The sequence below is a fragment of the Constantimarinum furrinae genome (assembly GCF_014295415.1).
Classification (GTDB): Bacteria; Bacteroidota; Bacteroidia; order Flavobacteriales; family Flavobacteriaceae; genus Constantimarinum; species Constantimarinum furrinae.
Genome location: NZ_CP052909.1, coordinates 607182 through 622605, shown reverse-complemented (window position 1 = coordinate 622605; position 15424 = coordinate 607182). Strand labels below are relative to the sequence as shown.

Here is a 15424-nt window from a genome sequence, read left to right as displayed (position 1 = left end):
GAGGTCACAAAAAAATTCTAATGAAGGATTTGAGAGCGCTTTTTGAACGTATCGGGTACAGCGAGGTTGCTAGTTATATCCAAAGTGGGAATATGGTGTTTTCTTCTGAAAGCGATACAGAACATGATAAACGTATTTCTGAAGCCATAGAAGAAGCGTATGGCTGGGATGTGCCGGTTTTGGTAAAAACTTCAGATGAAATAAAAGCCATATTGGACGAATGTCCATTTCCGAAGGAAAAAAAAGAATCGGCCTATTTTATGTTATTGTTTAAACAGCCTGTAAAAGAAGATATAGAACGGTTAAAAACATTTCAGTTTCAAGATGAAGAGTTCGTTCTGTCCCCAAAATGTATCTATTTTTATTCTGCTGTGGATCCCGGCAAATCGAAATTAAACAACAACTTCTTTGAGAAAAAACTAAAGGTCACTGCTACTACTCGCAACTTCCGAACTTTGCAAAAACTTGTCGAATTGAGTGATTAATTGCCGTTAGCTGTTGATTCTTGTTGGGTTTTAAGCAGTTCGTATATTTTTTTTATTTGTTCCTTTAATTCTAAATTTTCTTCCTCCAGGTGTTCTATTTTACTGTTTAATGCCTTTATTGACTGTACATACATGGCATCATAAGTGCCGTAGGAAGTTTGATAATACCCCAGATTATCCATGGCCACATTTTCGGGAAATACTTCCTCAATTTCCTGTGCTATAAATCCATACTGAATTCCATTTGGACGTTTGCTTCCGGTTTTATTATCATCCCATACATAGGTCACTCCTCTTAGCTGCATTAGTTTATTAAGTGCTTCCTCTTCGTTGAAAGTTTCTATATTCTTCTTCAATCTTTTATCACTGTTTGCGAGCCAATCACCGGCAGTCGATTTAGAGGCATTTCCTTCTATCTCCAACATATTGGTCGTTGGGATACGCATAATACCTGTACGGCCATCTTTTAGAATAGTAAACGCATTATTTGTAGAAGGAATACTTAAGGTCGCATCTCCATTTCCAATCACAAATAATCTGTCATTGGCATTGCTAGTGGTGGTACTGCTTGGAACATAAACTACCGAATTAAATCCAAGAACGGTCTCTCTAAAAGAAAGAGCTTCCAAATTGTCGCCAATAGCTATAGCACTTTCTCCCGAAGCTTCAGTATCTGCTCCAATGGAAATACTGTTTAGCCCGGAGGCATTTCCTCCCTGCAGAGCGATGGCATTTTGTCCTGAAGCTGTTGCACCGATTCCGGCAAAGCTGCCGTTTCCTGACGCTGTTGAATTATTGAAAGCTGTTGCCGCGATCCCCGATGCGATAGCATTGGCACCAAAGGCAAAACTTCGTTCTCCTGAAGCTGCGTTTTCGTATCCAATGGCGGTTCCATAAGCTGCCGATACGCTATTTAAGAATCCGATGCTGTTACCGTAGTTTGATGATGTGCCTACGGTACTACCGTCTCCCAGTGCGATCGATCCTTCGGAAGGGGCTTGTGTGTTCGATCCAATGGAAATACTGTTTAGCCCGGAGGCATTTCCTCCCTGCAGGGCGATGGCATTTTGTCCTGAAGCTGTTGCTCCGATTCCGGCAAAGCTGCCGCTTCCTGACGCTGTTGAATTATTGAAAGCTGTTGCCGCGATCCCCGATGCGATAGCATTGGCACCAAAGGCAAAACTTCGTTCTCCTGAAGCTGCGTTTTCGTATCCAATGGCGGTTCCATAAGCTGCCGATACGCTGTTTAAGAATCCGATGCTGTTACCGTAGTTTGAAGATGAGCCTACGGTGCTACCGTCTCCCAGTGCGATCGATCCTTCGGAAGGGGCTTGTGTGTTCGATCCAATGGAAATACTGTTTAGCCCGGAGGCATTTCCTCCCTGCAGGGCGATGGCATTTTGTCCTGAAGCTGTTGCACCGATTCCGGCAAAGCTGCCGTTTCCTGACGCTGTTGAATTATTGAAAGCTGTTGCCGCGATCCCCGATGCGATAGCATTGGCACCAAAGGCAAAACTTCGTTCTCCTGAAGCTGCGTTTTCGTATCCAATGGCGGTTCCATAAGCTGCCGATACGCTGTTTAAGAATCCGATGCTGTTACCGTAGTTTGAAGATGAGCCTACGGTGCTACCGTCTCCCAGTGCGATCGATCCTTCGGAAGGGGCTTGTGTGTTCGATCCAATGGAAATACTGTTTAGCCCGGAGGCATTTCCTCCCTGCAGGGCGATGGCATTTTGTCCTGAAGCTGTTGCACCGATTCCGGCAAAGCTGCCGTTTCCTGACGCTGTTGAATTATTGAAAGCTGTTGCCGCGATCCCCGATGCGATAGCATTGGCACCAAAGGCAAAACTTCGTTCTCCTGAAGCTGCGTTTTCGTATCCAATGGCGGTTCCATAAGCTGCCGATACGCTATTTAAGAATCCGATGCTGTTACCGTAGTTTGATGATGAGCCTACGGTGCTACCGTCTCCCAGTGCGATCGATCCTTCGGAAGGGGCTTGTGTGTTCGATCCAATGGAAATACTGTTTAACCCGGAGGCATTTCCTCCCTGCAGAGCGATGGCATTTTGTCCTGAAGCTGTTGCACCGATTCCGGCAAAGCTGCCGCTTCCTGACGCTGTTGAATTATTGAAAGCTGTTGCCGCGATCCCCGATGCGATAGCATTGGCACCAAAGGCAAAACTTCGTTCTCCTGAAGCTGCGTTTTCGTATCCAATGGCGGTTCCATAAGCCGCCGATACGCTGTTTAAGAATCCGATGCTGTTACCGTAGTTTGAAGATGAGCCTACGGTGCTACCATCTCCCAGTGCGATCGATCCTTCGGAGGCGGCTTGGGTGTTGGGTCCTATGGATACACTGTTTGTTTCAGTGGCAGTTCCCCCTTGAAATGCAATTGAATTTACTCCGGAGGCTGTTGTTTCTGGCCCTAAGGCAATAGAGCCAGAACCAACGTTACTATCGTCCCATTGCGAACCGGAAACTATTCCGGCTCTAAAGGCTCCTTTACTTTTGTCGAAGAAAAATCGTGCTTCGGAGCCGGAAAGAGTAGTGCTTCCAAAAACAAAATCATCAGATATGGGGTTGCTTATATTCTGAACAACTCCGCCAATACTTTGAAACTCTCCAGTTGCACCTCCAACCGATAAATTTGCCCATCCCGAACCACTATAAAACCAAAACCCTGTTGTATTATCGGTTTGATAAACCAAAAGACCGGTCGCTGGCGTAAGAATGGCCGTTCGTTGAGCTTCGGTCATTCTTGGTATTAATATTCCGGAATCTGTGCTGGTAATATCTAATGCGGCAGATGAATTTGGTGTAACAGTTCCTATGCCCACCTGGGCTAGGGATACTGAGGAAATAATAATAATAACAGTAAGAAATAAATATCTTTTCATAATATGCCTTTTATAGTTCTAAAAAGCACAAGCAGGTGTTCACGGTAAGAATCGGGAAGTAGATCTTGGGCAGATTCAGAAACACTTATTAGAGGTTTCTGTAAGTACATCGAACTATTTTGAAATTGTCATCATAGGGAGTGGAATAAGGGCAATTAATTATTGGCGTAACCAATTTGGCGCCAAGATCCCAGCCATATAAGCCGTAAGGTATCATTGCCGGACAAATCGAGAGTGGATGCCGATAATGTTAGATTTCCGCCGTCATTAATTCTAACTCCGAAGCTCCCGGTTGCCGTGCACTCTATGGTTAACATCTGACCATAAACGACTCCATCTGAAAATCCTACAGTTCTATTACTAGGACTGTTATTGGAATTTATAGTCAGATAAGAAGAATTTCCAACGGGAATAATTAGTGACGATGAAGTTGCTGTATATGTTGAGGGGTTGCTAGAAAATCCACCCTTGATTTGCAAGGTTACTTCCGGAAAGGATTGTCCTATACCTGTTCTTCCATCTTCCAGCATCACCAGGGCATCGGATCGTTGCGTTGAAGTTCCATTGCCAAAAACCAGTAATCGATTATTTGGTTGTTGACCGTCGATGGGTTCGGGATCTGGCGTATAGCTGGTATTGTAAAACCCAATACAGATTTGATCCCTACTATCGGATACTAATTGATGCCCTATTATCAAGCCGTTATTTATAGCATTATCGTTGCCAATTACAAATCCGCGACCATTACTAAAAGTATTATTGGATCCTATAAAATAATGTCTTGAATAAGGTGAAGTGTTAAATGTTCCGCTATTATTATTTCCAATACCGATAAGATAGCCAATTACTCCGGTCGATATACCTGTATTATTATTTCCTATTACCGTCATACTTGTCCTATCTCCGGTATTTTCTCCTATACAATAACCATAACCATAGACGACTCCGGAATTTCCAATCAGAATGCTTGAAGAGTCATTGGTGCCGCTATACCCAAGACAGATGTTTCTAAACCCCCCGGAGTATGACCTGCCTAAACTGACAGATTCATCGGCATTTTCGCTTGTAGTTGCCCCGAAAATTGTAGCATACCTTGCTCCGTATTGAGCACTGTTGAATCCATCACCAAAAATTACATTATAGTCATAATCCGTAGTCGTAGTAATTGTCAGTTCATCGCTTTTTATAAAACTACCTGTTTTCGGATAGAAGATCAGGTTAGTATCACCTCCAGTTAAGTTTAAACTGTTGCCGTTTCCAAAAATTCCTGAGACGTATAAACCGTCACCTTCAATAGATACACCTCCATGATCGGCATGAATAAACCTACCTTGACCAAATCCATTGTTATCGTAAGCCTGGTCCAAAGTATTTCGAAAGGATTCAAAAACGGCAAGACTGCTATCCCACCAGTAGTTTTGTTTACTATTAGTATTGTAAACCCATAGCGCATCTTGATTTGGACCCGGTGCTATCGATGGAAATGAAATAACACGAACAGGAAGTATACCGTCTGAAGAGAAAGGCAATATTGAATTTCTCGCAGGTATATCCAGCAGAGATTTTGGGTCATTGGTATTTATGCCTACGGTCTGAGCCTGAGTAATAATACTAACAAAAATCGCTAAAATTAAATTTATTTTTTTCATATTAATTATCTGAATAGTTCGTTTCCAGCCATTGGGCTCCATTCCATAATAATGATAAAGTGTCTCCTCCATAGAGTTGGCGGGTTTGCTGAAGATTCACATTTGTGGTATTATCTATTAGTTCGACTCCTCTGAAGGAATTTCCGGTTATCGCAATGATTAACATTTGGCCTGTGGCAAGTCCGTCTGTAAGGATAATAGTTCGGGTTGTGGGATCGGTACCGTTTGAGGTAAGGAGGATGCAAGAAGTATTTCCTACAGTAATTAATTGATTATCTGTGGTAACGGATATGGTCGAATCTGGCTCGAATGCCAATCCTCCATCGATCTGAAGATTCAATTGAGGATCGTCAATAGAAAGTCCGACATTTCCATTTTTTAAAATGATCATAGCATTTGAATATACTGTTGAAGAGGGAAAATTACGATAACCGTTTGCCAAACTAAACAGGCGATCAGTTTCTACAAAATTAGTAGTCGAAGCCGGAGCATAATCAACACCAAATGAACCTAATGCTATTTCGCCATAAGAATTTGCGGTTGCGCCTATAAAAGCTATACTGTATTCTCCTTCGGCAGTTCCTCCAAGAGACATTGAATTGGAAGCCATTGCATCACCTAAATATGCGAATGAATTATTCGCCTGCGCAGACCCAGACATAATTGCAACCGAATTGTCCACAGTCGCGTTTCCTAGTATTCCTACACTATTTACTCCAGTAACGGTAGCACCAATTGCAATGGCGTTTGGTACGGTAGCTTCACCTCCAATAGCAACCGCGTTATCTGCCGATGCAATGGCATTGTAGCCGATGGCAACCGCATTTAGTCCTGAAGCCGTAGCCGAGGACAATGCGACGCTGTTCTCACCACTTGCCACACTTTCATACCCCGATGCAAAAGAATAGCTTCCGCTCGCAATCGTATTGTATCCAAATGCAGTAGAATAGTTGCCAATATTACCGTCATCCCATTGTGATCCCGACACACCCCCTGCTCTAAAAGCCGACTTCCGTGGATAAAAGAACATTTTCGTTCCTGCTCCCGATAATGGTAGGGTAGCTCCACTTCCATGGGTGCCGGTTACTTGTAAGCCATCAGTTCCTTGGATTAAAACGCCGCCACTATCGGCAGTAATAATTTTTCCATTCCCAGGTCCGTCCTGATCATAGGCTTCATCTAAAGTGTTTCCAATTTCTTCCCATTGACCGTTTGGGTGATCCCAATAATAAAAATTTGGACTATTAATACCCACTTGGGTGTCGAGAAAAATAAGCATCCCATTTTGAGCGGAAGTGGGATTGGTAGCAGGAAAGTTAGAAACTCTAGGAATTAAAATTCCATCTGTGTTTAATGGAGCTGAAGTGTTTCCGGCTTGAATATCCAGCAGCGCATTTGGGGTAGTAGTGCCTATACCCACCTGAGCTAGAGCCACTGAAGAAATGATAACTGCAAACGTTAATAAATAGGTCTTCATATCTATACTTTTTAATATTTCAAAAAGCATAAGCAGGACATCAGGTAGCTTCGGGAAGTAGATCTTGGGCAGATTCAGAAACACTTTTATAGCGATTCCTATATGTACATCGGAATGGCCTTAAAACATCATCAAAAAAAATACCCCGAAATTTCAGGGTATGTTTTTATGACTTTTTTACCAATAAGTAAATGCCTGCCAAGTTATTGTTTTAATACTTTCAACGTGGCAGTAGTGCCTTCCGAAGTAAATACCGATACCAAATAGATACCCGAACTTCCGTCAATAGTAATCTCTGTGGTATCTGAATTAATTATTTTTTCTGAAGATATTGTCTCGCCTAGAATATTAGCAACTTGCACCAATATTTCAGGATAATTCTTATCCAGTTTTAATGTGATCATTTCAGAAGTTGGATTAGGAAAGGCCGAAATGCCCACTAAAACACTTACATCCTTTACTTCCAAGATGGTCGGCGATACCTTAAAGATCCAATAGTCATCCATGCCTTCATTATTATCACCTTTGTCTCCGGAAATATTTGAATCTGAAGAGCAACCCATTACAAAATCGCCGTTTGCAAGGGGTTGAATGTAAGGACCCGATTCATCTCCTGTTCCTCCGATGCTGTTTTGACTAATTAATGTACCCGAAGCATTAAGCTTAATAAGCCAGTAATCGTAACCTCCATTGGATGCTTCCGCTTTATCGCCAGAAACGTTGGAATTCGACCAGCCTGCAACCACATAATGACCGTTGGCAAGCTGCTTTATATCTCGTGGGTAATCAATTCCGCTCCCTCCAATGGTATTTTGCCAAGAAATAGTTCCGTTACTGTCCAGTTTTACCATCCAATAATCGAAATCACCTTGTGAATTTTCGGTTTTGTCTCCTGAAATATTCGATTTAGAATACCCCCCTATAAGATATCCTCCGTCTGCTGTCTGTATCATATCTCTAAGCAGATCGAGATCATTTCCTCCTATAGTGTTTTGCCATTGCATGTTTCCGTTGGCATCCAATTTAACCACCCAGTAATCACTGGATCCCAGACTGGGCTCAGTCTTATCTCCTGAAACCGGAGAATTTGAATACCCGCCGATCATATACCCGCCATCGGTTGTCTGAAAGGTAGCTTCCACGCGATCCACCAAACTACCACCTATCCCTTTTTGCCAAACAATATTTCCCAAAGCATCCAGTTTCATGATCCAATAATCCCGTTGTCCGTTAGACGGAACCGTCTTGTCTCCCGAAATGCCAGAATCTGAATAGCCACCAACGATATACCCACCGTCGCTGGTCTGTTGGCCAAAAGTATCGAAATCGGGCTGGTCGCCACCGTACGTTTTTTGCCAAACAATGCTTCCGGAACTGTTTAGTTTTAAGATCCAGAAATCGAGCCCACCTCGGGAGTTTTCTGTTTTATCACCCGAGATGTTCGAATCCGATCCGGCCAATACTATATAGCCCCCATCCAACGTCTGCTGTACCACACTTGCATAGTCATCCCCACTTCCCCCTATGGTGTTTTGCCATTCAATCTGACCGTCGCTATCCACCTTTACGATCCACATATCGATGCCTCCATTGCTGTTTTCTGTTTTATCACCAGAGGTATTTGAAAAGGAAAAACCCGAAATGACGTATCCTCCATCGGACGTAGGCTCCATAGATTGCATAAAGTCTCCGTCCGATCCCCCAATGGTATTTTGCCATTGTATGGCCGGATCCTGAGCATTTAATGTGAATATTCCTATTAATGAAAGTGCGAAAGTAAAGAAGGTTCTCATAACAGTGGATTAATTGGTTATACCTGTATATCGAGAAAAAATGGAATTGTCATCAAAAAATCATGCTCAATTCAAGAATACGAACAGAAGATTTATTTTCTTCTAAAGAAAAGCAAGAAGATAAGTAGGAGAACAATTGCGCCGACGACCCAATACCATACGGGCGTTGATGAATCCAACTCGAGTGGGCTTGAATCACCAATTAGTACCAGACCGGCCCAATATTGAGGAGCGATCGTTCGTCCGTTAGCCGTCGAGAGATACGATAGTTTTGCGTTGCGTAGTGCCTCATCCCTCGCCATCCCTTGTTCAAGATTTTCATAGAAAAATGAAATGATCTCTGTACTGGATTTCTCATCGATCTTCCATAAACTGGTAAGCATACTCTCGCTTCCGGCGTAGTTAAACGCATGTGCAAGCGAGATCATACCTTCCCCGGGTTCGAAGCCGGGTTTTCCTGTTTCACATGCGGTAAGTATGGTTAAGTTTGAAGCGAGATCGAAATCATAGATCTCATAAGTGAATAATGAGTTATCTTCCGGAGTCGTTTGTTGAGAGATGTCCTTTGCGAAAATAAGTCTCGAAAATTCAGGAGTAAGGTTGTTGGATTCGGCATGAGTGCCAATATGAATGATCTTATGTTCCTTTGCATTATTGCGGAAAACCTGCTTGGTGGAACGCTCATTTAAATAGGAAGTTCCCTCAAAAGTAGCAGCATATTCTTCTACTAATTCTGCACTAAAAGGTTGTGGAAGAAGGGTTACATAGGTTTTATCAAGATTCGACGAATCGGTGATCGAGACTGTATATTCTTTTTTCATTTTATCACTGAACCCGGGAGCAAAAGCGACAAAATTTCTTTCATATGTTGAAGGGGTAGTGTCGTCTTTAAGAAGAAATAAGCTGTAATTGTAAGAAATTATGTGTCTTGCTAATAAACTATTCGTAGCCAGTTCTTTAAAATCTGAAATTTTATCCGGTGTGAGTGTTTCAAAACTTAAATTAAACAGTTCTCGATCCGGAATGATAATCACCTTCTCGGTTGTGATCTTGGCTTCAAGAGGCCTCCATAAGGTATGGTAGAGTTCGGCGAGCAGAGAAGCGGTTTTCTCAAGCTCTCCCTGATCTTCCCCAAGCTGCCCGATGTACTCTAATTGGTTCGTAAATTCTAACGGGATCAGATGGCGGCTGTTCCCGTTAATCACGTACGCATAAAGGTCGTTTTCAATAAAAAAATATCGTACAACAGTACTGTTTTCTGGAATTTTTTGCTGAATATCCCCAAGCGATTCCTCTATGGTAGCATACCTTAAATTATAATATTTTGAATGATTTAGTTTGAGTGAATCGAGGAAAGTATCCCATTGTTCGGTGGCTTTAAAATAGCTGTTAATATCCTTTGTGGTATCTCCGCTAAGCGCTTTCGAAATATTCTCTTTTAGTTGCTTTTCTCTTTCTATTACTGCAGCCGGCAAAGCCCCGAATCGAATTCCATTTTTTATATTGAATTGTGTTCGTAATCGGTTGTAAATTCCCGACTCGTGAAGTGAAATGGTCTTGTTGAGATGCGCTTCGCGTCCGGTTTGCTGAAACAATTGATAATGAAGTTTTTTGGAAAGCGTATTTAATGCCTTGTATTCGGTCAATATGTTATTGATGTCGGCCAGATTAAAAGCTGTGGTTTTTCGTTGTTCCAAAGACAATACCGCCTTATTGACCTTTTCAATCTGCTGTATTAAGAATGTACTGTCTTTTTCTTCTGTAGTCTTTAATAACGACTGCACTTCCATAAGTGTTATGGATGGTCTTCTGAATTCAATCTGAACCGAATCTATACCCGATTCCGCTTTAAGAATGTGCTTGTCCAAAAATGCATTCCCTTTAACTGCCCAGATATGGGCTTCGCTATAATTTCCGGCTTTATAATGGATTTCAGATAAATTCAACATTTCCTTGATAATCGGAAAATTATTGTCAATTCCACTTTTGGCAATATAATTATAGTTTTGAGTTGCTATTTCAATGGCTTTTTCAAATTCGTCGTTATCTGCCAAGAATTGGGAATAGTCCTTTAAAAAGATAAGGTACTCCTGACTAATTGCTTCCGGATAAGCCTCCTTGAACATGGCATCTCCTTTTTCGTAAAGCAATTTTGCCTTTTCAATATTTCCCATAGCAACATATGTCTTTGCCTGGATCGCATAAATATCGGCTTCAACAGCGGGATATCGACTTGTTGCACCCTTTAAGTTCTTTAGAGCAAGTGCTGCGGTAGCAATACTTTTGTCGAATTCGCGCAATTCAAATTCACAAAGTGCAATTTGAGTGAGAGCGGTGGCAATTCTCGGGCTTGTAATTTCAAATACTTCTTTCTTCTTTTCATAAGAATATTGAAGCATTTCATACGCCTTGGTCAAATATCCGGTATCATTATAAAAAGCAGCCAGATTTGAAACTGACGATGCCAAAAGGCGTTTTGACTTTACAACTAACTTCTCGTCATCGCTATTATCGATAATTTCTTGTAGCTGAGGAATAATGGCACGTTTCATCTCGATGGCTTCTCCTAATTTTCCCTGCGCATCGATCACCAGCGCCAGATTGAACTGAAAGGCTACGATATAATAAATTCGGTCGTAACCGGTTAAATTACTCTCCTTTGTACTTTCTATCGCTTTGTGGTAATAGATCTGTGCGCTATCCAATTTATTGAGTGTCCACATGGCAGTGGCGATTCCGTTGTAGGCATCGGCCAGAACATCTTTTTCTACGGTCTTGGATCTTTCGTATGCACTGGCAGAAGCGCGGAAATAATCGAGGGCTTCAGATAAATTATAGAGTGCGTAATAATCACTGCCAATGGCGTAATTGATCTCTCCGAGTTCATCATAAGTTACGTCGCTGAGTGTTTGGGCATATTTCAGAGCTTCTTTCGAAGCAATTACCGAACTTTCGTCATCTCCAAGTGCAATATAGAGCTCCTCCAGACTGAGATAGGCCTTATAAATGATCCTGGCATTTGAAGTTTTGGTTTTTAAATTTCGAATAAATGCTTCGGCTTTTTTGGTCGCTTCCTTTGAATTTAACTGTTCACTGGCCACTTTTCCAATATAATATGGAAATTGGGATAGGGAATCAATTTTATTGCTCTGGGTAAAGGCGGCAAGTTGGCTTTGTAAAACCGAGTCGGCTTTTTTTATTTCTTTTTCTGAAAGAAAATAATCAATAGATTCCTTCCAGGATTTATTTTTTTCCTGTGCAGTCAAGGTCTGATTCCCCAATATGAATATAATAAGCAAGATCCCAATAAAAAGCCCGCTTAGCCCAATTCTCATGTAAATGCTTCCGGTTAGTTATCAATGTCTAACAGCACTTGTTTGGCGCTATCAGTATCACTAAAGGTAAGATATTTTCTCGCTTCTTCTAGATTATCCAATTTCAAATAAGCCATTCCCAGATAAAAAGCAGTCTCGTTTTTAAAGGATTTCGGTTCCGAATTCAAGAGTCGTTCAAGGTCGGTAATCGCTTTCTGATCGTCTCCGTTTGCGAGATAAGCAACTCCAATAAAATAACGTAGGGTGTCATTTTTCGGATTCTTTTCCAACAGCGGATTCCATTTATCGAGGGCTGTTTTAAAATCTTCCTGTTTGTAATTCACCATGCCGTCATAAAATTTAAAATTGTCAGTTGTACCCATGGTGGTGGGAAGTCCGGGGTCCGGAACAAAGTGTTTTGCAAATAATTTCTCCGATTCCGATTCGGTATTGAAAAACAAGAAGAGTCCGAGCAAAGCGACAAATACCGCAGCAATGGCATAGATGGGAGCCCGGGATCGCGTTGAAGCTGATTTCGAAATTTCTTTTGAAGGGACAAGTTCTTCATGAAATTGATTTAGTTGGCTCTTCAAGGAAGCCGTTTCAATTCCTATAAGGAGATATTTTACTTCTTCCACTTTAGCTTCCAGATTGGAATCATTGTGAAGCTCCAATTCGAATTGATGCAACTCGTTTGGGCTTAAATCACCCATGAGGTATTTTTCAATACGCTCAAATTCTTTTTCGGTTATGTTTATTTTCTCGTTCATGATCTATTTGGGGACAATGTAAGTTCTCTTAATTTTTGGATACAACGGTATTTTTTATTTCTGGCGGAGGCCTCTTCAATCGCAAACACTTCAGCGATTTCACGAAGTGATTTTTTTTCAAAATAGAAACTCCTCAATAACTGTTTGCATTCTTCACCTAACTTCTGAAACGATTCCATGGCTACAGTAAGCCTGAGGTCATTTTGCGCATTAGTTTCAGAGTCACTTTCCTCGAACGAATTGCCTTCCAATTGAAAAGTATTTGATAAGGAAGACGTTTTTCGAAATCTGGCCGATCGCAATGTGTCTGTCCATTTATTTCGTGCTATTTGATATAAGTAGCCCTGTAAAGCAGTTTCATTTTCAGGAATGAACTTTCCATCTTTTACATTTTGCCAGGTAGCGATGAAAGCCTCCTGATAGGTGTCTTTGGCCTGGGGTTGAGTTCCGTTGTTCTTCAAAATATATACTTCAATTTTTCTAAAACATTCCTGATAAAGCTGTTTAAGAACCTTTTCGTTGTTATTCTTTACGGCTTCAACCAGATGCAATTGTGTGTCTATGTGTTTTAGTTCCCCCATCGTATGTAGATAGGGAAAAGATACAATTTTTTTTAATCTGAAATAATGCTATACCGCAACACATTCACAATCGTTTAATTACACATCGAAGGTGATTGCATTTGTCATCACCTTTTATATTAATTTTTTTGAAAGTGTACACTAAGGGTAACTTCACCCCTTTTGTTATCTTTACCACGTAAATAAAAACCATGACGGAAGCACAATTTATTCCGAAGACCTATTCAAATGTAAAAGAAAGTGGAAGTGTAGCTTGGCAAGCTCCAAGTAACATTGCTCTGGTAAAATACTGGGGAAAACACGGCGTTCAGCTTCCTAAAAATGCCTCGGTAAGCTTTACGCTTTCACATTGTTGTACCAAAACAAAGATCAGTTTTCAGAAAAAGAATACGCCCGGATTTGATTTTGAAGTGTTGCTCGATGGAAAAAGAGAAGTGGGTTTTGAACCTAAGGTCCTAAAGTTTTTTGAGCGCATCGAACCTTACCTGCCCTTTTTAAGACAGTATAGGTTTACCATAGAAACCTCAAACAGTTTCCCGCACAGTAGTGGAATAGCTTCTTCCGCTAGCGGATTGAGTGCACTGGCTTTATGTCTTGTGGATATGGAGCGGATGATGGAAGGAGTTGATATGACTGAAGCATTTTTCAGTAAGAAGGCTTCTTTTTTGGCCCGTTTGGGTTCCGGAAGTGCTGCGAGAAGTATTGAAGGGCCTTTAGTATTGTGGGGAAGTCATCCTGGTTTTGAAGGAAGTAGTGACCTTTTCGGCATACCTTATTCGTTTCCTGTTCACGATATTTTTAAAAATTATCGGGATACTATTTTGCTGGTAGATAAAGGAGAAAAGCAGGTGAGTAGCACCATCGGGCATGAATTAATGCACGAACATCCTTATGCCAACAACCGATTTGAAGAAGCTAACAACAACCTTAATAGACTAAGAACCATTCTCGAAAAGGGAGATCTGGAGAACTTTATTCGTCTGATTGAATCGGAGGCCTTGCAATTACACGCAATGATGATGACCTCTCTGCCTTATTATATATTAATGAAGCCCAATACGCTGCAAATTATCCAGCGAATCTGGGAGTTTAGAAAGTCCACCGGAAGCAACCTATGTTTTACGTTAGACGCAGGAGCAAATGTACATGTGTTATATCCTGAATCGGAACAAGAAGCAGTAAGGGCGTTCATTGAAGCAGATCTTGTAAAGTTTTGTAAGCATGGGGAATACATTCATGATAAAGCCGGTAACGGAGCTAAAAAACTCGTATAACCAGGATTCTAATCTTTGGAATAAAGCATGTTTTTCAGATTATTATATGTATTTGTTATGCTGTAAGTTATATCTTTGCGTTATATTTCTGTAATACGCTAAAAAACTGTAATTTTAACGATATCATTTAAGTGAACTATGCGAGGACCCCTCTTCTATTCAAAAATTTTACTCTTTGGTGAATACGGTATCATAAAAGATTCTAAAGGATTGTCAATTCCTTATAATTTTTACAATGGAGCGTTAAAGATCGATGAGAACAGGACCATTGCGACCAGAAGATCCAATGAAAATCTAAGACGTTTTTCTGAATACCTTAGCGAGGTACAGAATGAGAAAAAAGCTCTAGTAACTTTCGATATTGATGCTTTAAAGCAGGATGTGGAAAACGGGTTGTATTTTGACAGTAGTATTCCGCAGGGCTATGGAGTTGGGAGTAGCGGTGCTTTGGTAGCTGCGATTTACGATAAGTACGCTCAGGATAAAATTACCGTCCTTGAAAATCTGACCCGTGAGAAATTACTTCAGCTAAAAGCCATATTTGCGGAAATGGAATCTTTTTTCCATGGTAAATCGTCAGGTCTGGATCCATTAAACAGTTATTTAAGCTTACCCATATTAATTAATTCTACTGATAATATTGAACCAGCGGGGATTCCGTCACAAACTGAAAACGGTAAAGGTGCAGTTTTCTTATTAGATAGCGGATCGACGGGCGAAACGGCACCCATGGTACATATCTTTATGGAGAGTATGAAGCAGGAGGGTTTCAGAAACATGTTGAAAGATCAGTTTGTTAAGCACACCGATGCTTGTGTAGACGATTTCCTCAATGGCGATGTAAAATCATTGTTCGGAAATATAAAACAACTCTCCAAAGTTGTTCTCGATAATTTTAAACCTATGATCCCTAAACAATTTCACACCTTGTGGAAAAAAGGGATCGATACCAACGCCTATTATTTAAAATTATGTGGCTCCGGTGGTGGCGGTTATATGCTTGGGTTTACTCAGGATATTGATAAGGCTCGCAATGCCTTAAAGGGGTATAATCTGGAAGTGGTCTATAATTTTTAGGTCAAAGATTTTCTACTACTCTTGGCGATACAGTAAAACTTATGAAAGGATCGAAACTCTAAATTGTGCTTTGTAAATTGTAGCTTAGCACTATATTTTATTGCTCA

The 15424-nt window shown here is 41.0% G+C and carries 10 protein-coding genes; 3 read left to right on the top strand and 7 right to left on the bottom strand.

Annotated features, from left to right (window positions below; translation table 11 throughout):
- Nucleotides 1-20 precede the first annotated feature (20 nt).
- Nucleotides 21-485 carry a DUF1697 domain-containing protein gene (locus ALE3EI_RS02895; RefSeq protein ID WP_233279989.1) on the top strand — a complete coding sequence of 155 codons (465 nt, stop codon included), beginning with the start codon at nt 21-23 and terminating at the stop codon, nt 483-485.
- Here the strand turns inward: ALE3EI_RS02895 and ALE3EI_RS02890 are convergent.
- From ALE3EI_RS02890 to ALE3EI_RS02860, 7 genes are all read right to left on the bottom strand, one after another.
- A complete protein-coding gene (locus tag ALE3EI_RS02890) occupies nt 482-3382 on the bottom strand; it encodes a tail fiber domain-containing protein (protein WP_186990661.1) in 2901 nt (966 codons plus the stop codon). The genes ALE3EI_RS02895 and ALE3EI_RS02890 overlap by 4 nt on opposite strands.
- A 155-nt stretch (nt 3383-3537) precedes the next feature.
- On the bottom strand, nt 3538-5103 hold the full coding sequence (locus tag ALE3EI_RS02885) for an autotransporter outer membrane beta-barrel domain-containing protein (protein WP_186990659.1): 1566 nt from the start codon (nt 5101-5103) through the stop codon (nt 3538-3540).
- Complete coding sequence (locus tag ALE3EI_RS02880) at nt 5033-6508, bottom strand: hypothetical protein (RefSeq protein WP_186990658.1); 1476 nt, start codon at nt 6506-6508, stop codon at nt 5033-5035. Before ALE3EI_RS02880 ends, ALE3EI_RS02885 begins: the two co-directional genes overlap by 71 nt.
- A 203-nt stretch (nt 6509-6711) precedes the next feature.
- Entirely contained in the window at nt 6712-8301 is a 1590-nt protein-coding gene (locus ALE3EI_RS02875; RefSeq protein WP_186990656.1) for a T9SS type A sorting domain-containing protein, read from the bottom strand.
- Nucleotides 8302-8393: 92 nt separating this feature from the next.
- Nucleotides 8394-11636 carry a CHAT domain-containing protein gene (locus ALE3EI_RS02870; protein ID WP_186990653.1) on the bottom strand — a complete coding sequence of 1081 codons (3243 nt, stop codon included), beginning with the start codon at nt 11634-11636 and terminating at the stop codon, nt 8394-8396.
- 14 nt (nt 11637-11650) lie between these two features.
- Nucleotides 11651-12385: a tetratricopeptide repeat protein gene (locus ALE3EI_RS02865; protein WP_186990651.1), complete on the bottom strand. Its 735-nt coding sequence runs from the start codon at nt 12383-12385 to the stop codon at nt 11651-11653.
- A complete protein-coding gene (locus tag ALE3EI_RS02860) occupies nt 12382-12966 on the bottom strand; it encodes an RNA polymerase sigma factor (RefSeq protein ID WP_186990649.1) in 585 nt (194 codons plus the stop codon). Before ALE3EI_RS02860 ends, ALE3EI_RS02865 begins: the two co-directional genes overlap by 4 nt.
- Nucleotides 12967-13157: 191 nt before the next feature.
- Here ALE3EI_RS02860 and ALE3EI_RS02855 point away from each other — a divergent pair, with 191 nt between their 5' ends.
- Together ALE3EI_RS02855 and ALE3EI_RS02850 are read left to right on the top strand one after the other, a co-directional pair.
- Nucleotides 13158-14240 (top strand): diphosphomevalonate/mevalonate 3,5-bisphosphate decarboxylase family protein, encoded by a 1083-nt coding sequence (locus ALE3EI_RS02855; RefSeq protein WP_186990647.1) that lies wholly within the window; start codon nt 13158-13160, stop codon nt 14238-14240.
- A 138-nt stretch (nt 14241-14378) separates the two neighbouring features.
- Nucleotides 14379-15317 (top strand): mevalonate kinase family protein, encoded by a 939-nt coding sequence (locus ALE3EI_RS02850; RefSeq protein ID WP_186990645.1) that lies wholly within the window; start codon nt 14379-14381, stop codon nt 15315-15317.
- Nucleotides 15318-15424 lie beyond the last annotated feature (107 nt).

Excerpts from the sequence above, each read along its gene's own strand:
- ALE3EI_RS02870 (WP_186990653.1), bottom strand. The coding sequence starts at position 11,636 with ATGAGAATTGGGCTAAGCGGGCTTTTTATTGGGATCTTGCTTATTATA.
- ALE3EI_RS02885 (WP_186990659.1), bottom strand. The coding sequence starts at position 5,103 with ATGGAGGAGACACTTTATCATTATTATGGAATGGAGCCCAATGGCTGG.
- ALE3EI_RS02850 (WP_186990645.1), top strand. The coding sequence starts at position 14,379 with ATGCGAGGACCCCTCTTCTATTCAAAAATTTTACTCTTTGGTGAATAC.
- ALE3EI_RS02875 (WP_186990656.1), bottom strand. The coding sequence starts at position 8,301 with ATGAGAACCTTCTTTACTTTCGCACTTTCATTAATAGGAATATTCACA.
- ALE3EI_RS02860 (WP_186990649.1), bottom strand. The coding sequence starts at position 12,966 with ATGGGGGAACTAAAACACATAGACACACAATTGCATCTGGTTGAAGCC.
- ALE3EI_RS02855 (WP_186990647.1), top strand. The coding sequence starts at position 13,158 with ATGACGGAAGCACAATTTATTCCGAAGACCTATTCAAATGTAAAAGAA.
- ALE3EI_RS02865 (WP_186990651.1), bottom strand. The coding sequence starts at position 12,385 with ATGAACGAGAAAATAAACATAACCGAAAAAGAATTTGAGCGTATTGAA.
- ALE3EI_RS02880 (WP_186990658.1), bottom strand. The coding sequence starts at position 6,508 with ATGAAGACCTATTTATTAACGTTTGCAGTTATCATTTCTTCAGTGGCT.
- ALE3EI_RS02895 (WP_233279989.1), top strand. The coding sequence starts at position 21 with ATGAAGGATTTGAGAGCGCTTTTTGAACGTATCGGGTACAGCGAGGTT.
- ALE3EI_RS02890 (WP_186990661.1), bottom strand. The coding sequence starts at position 3,382 with ATGAAAAGATATTTATTTCTTACTGTTATTATTATTATTTCCTCAGTA.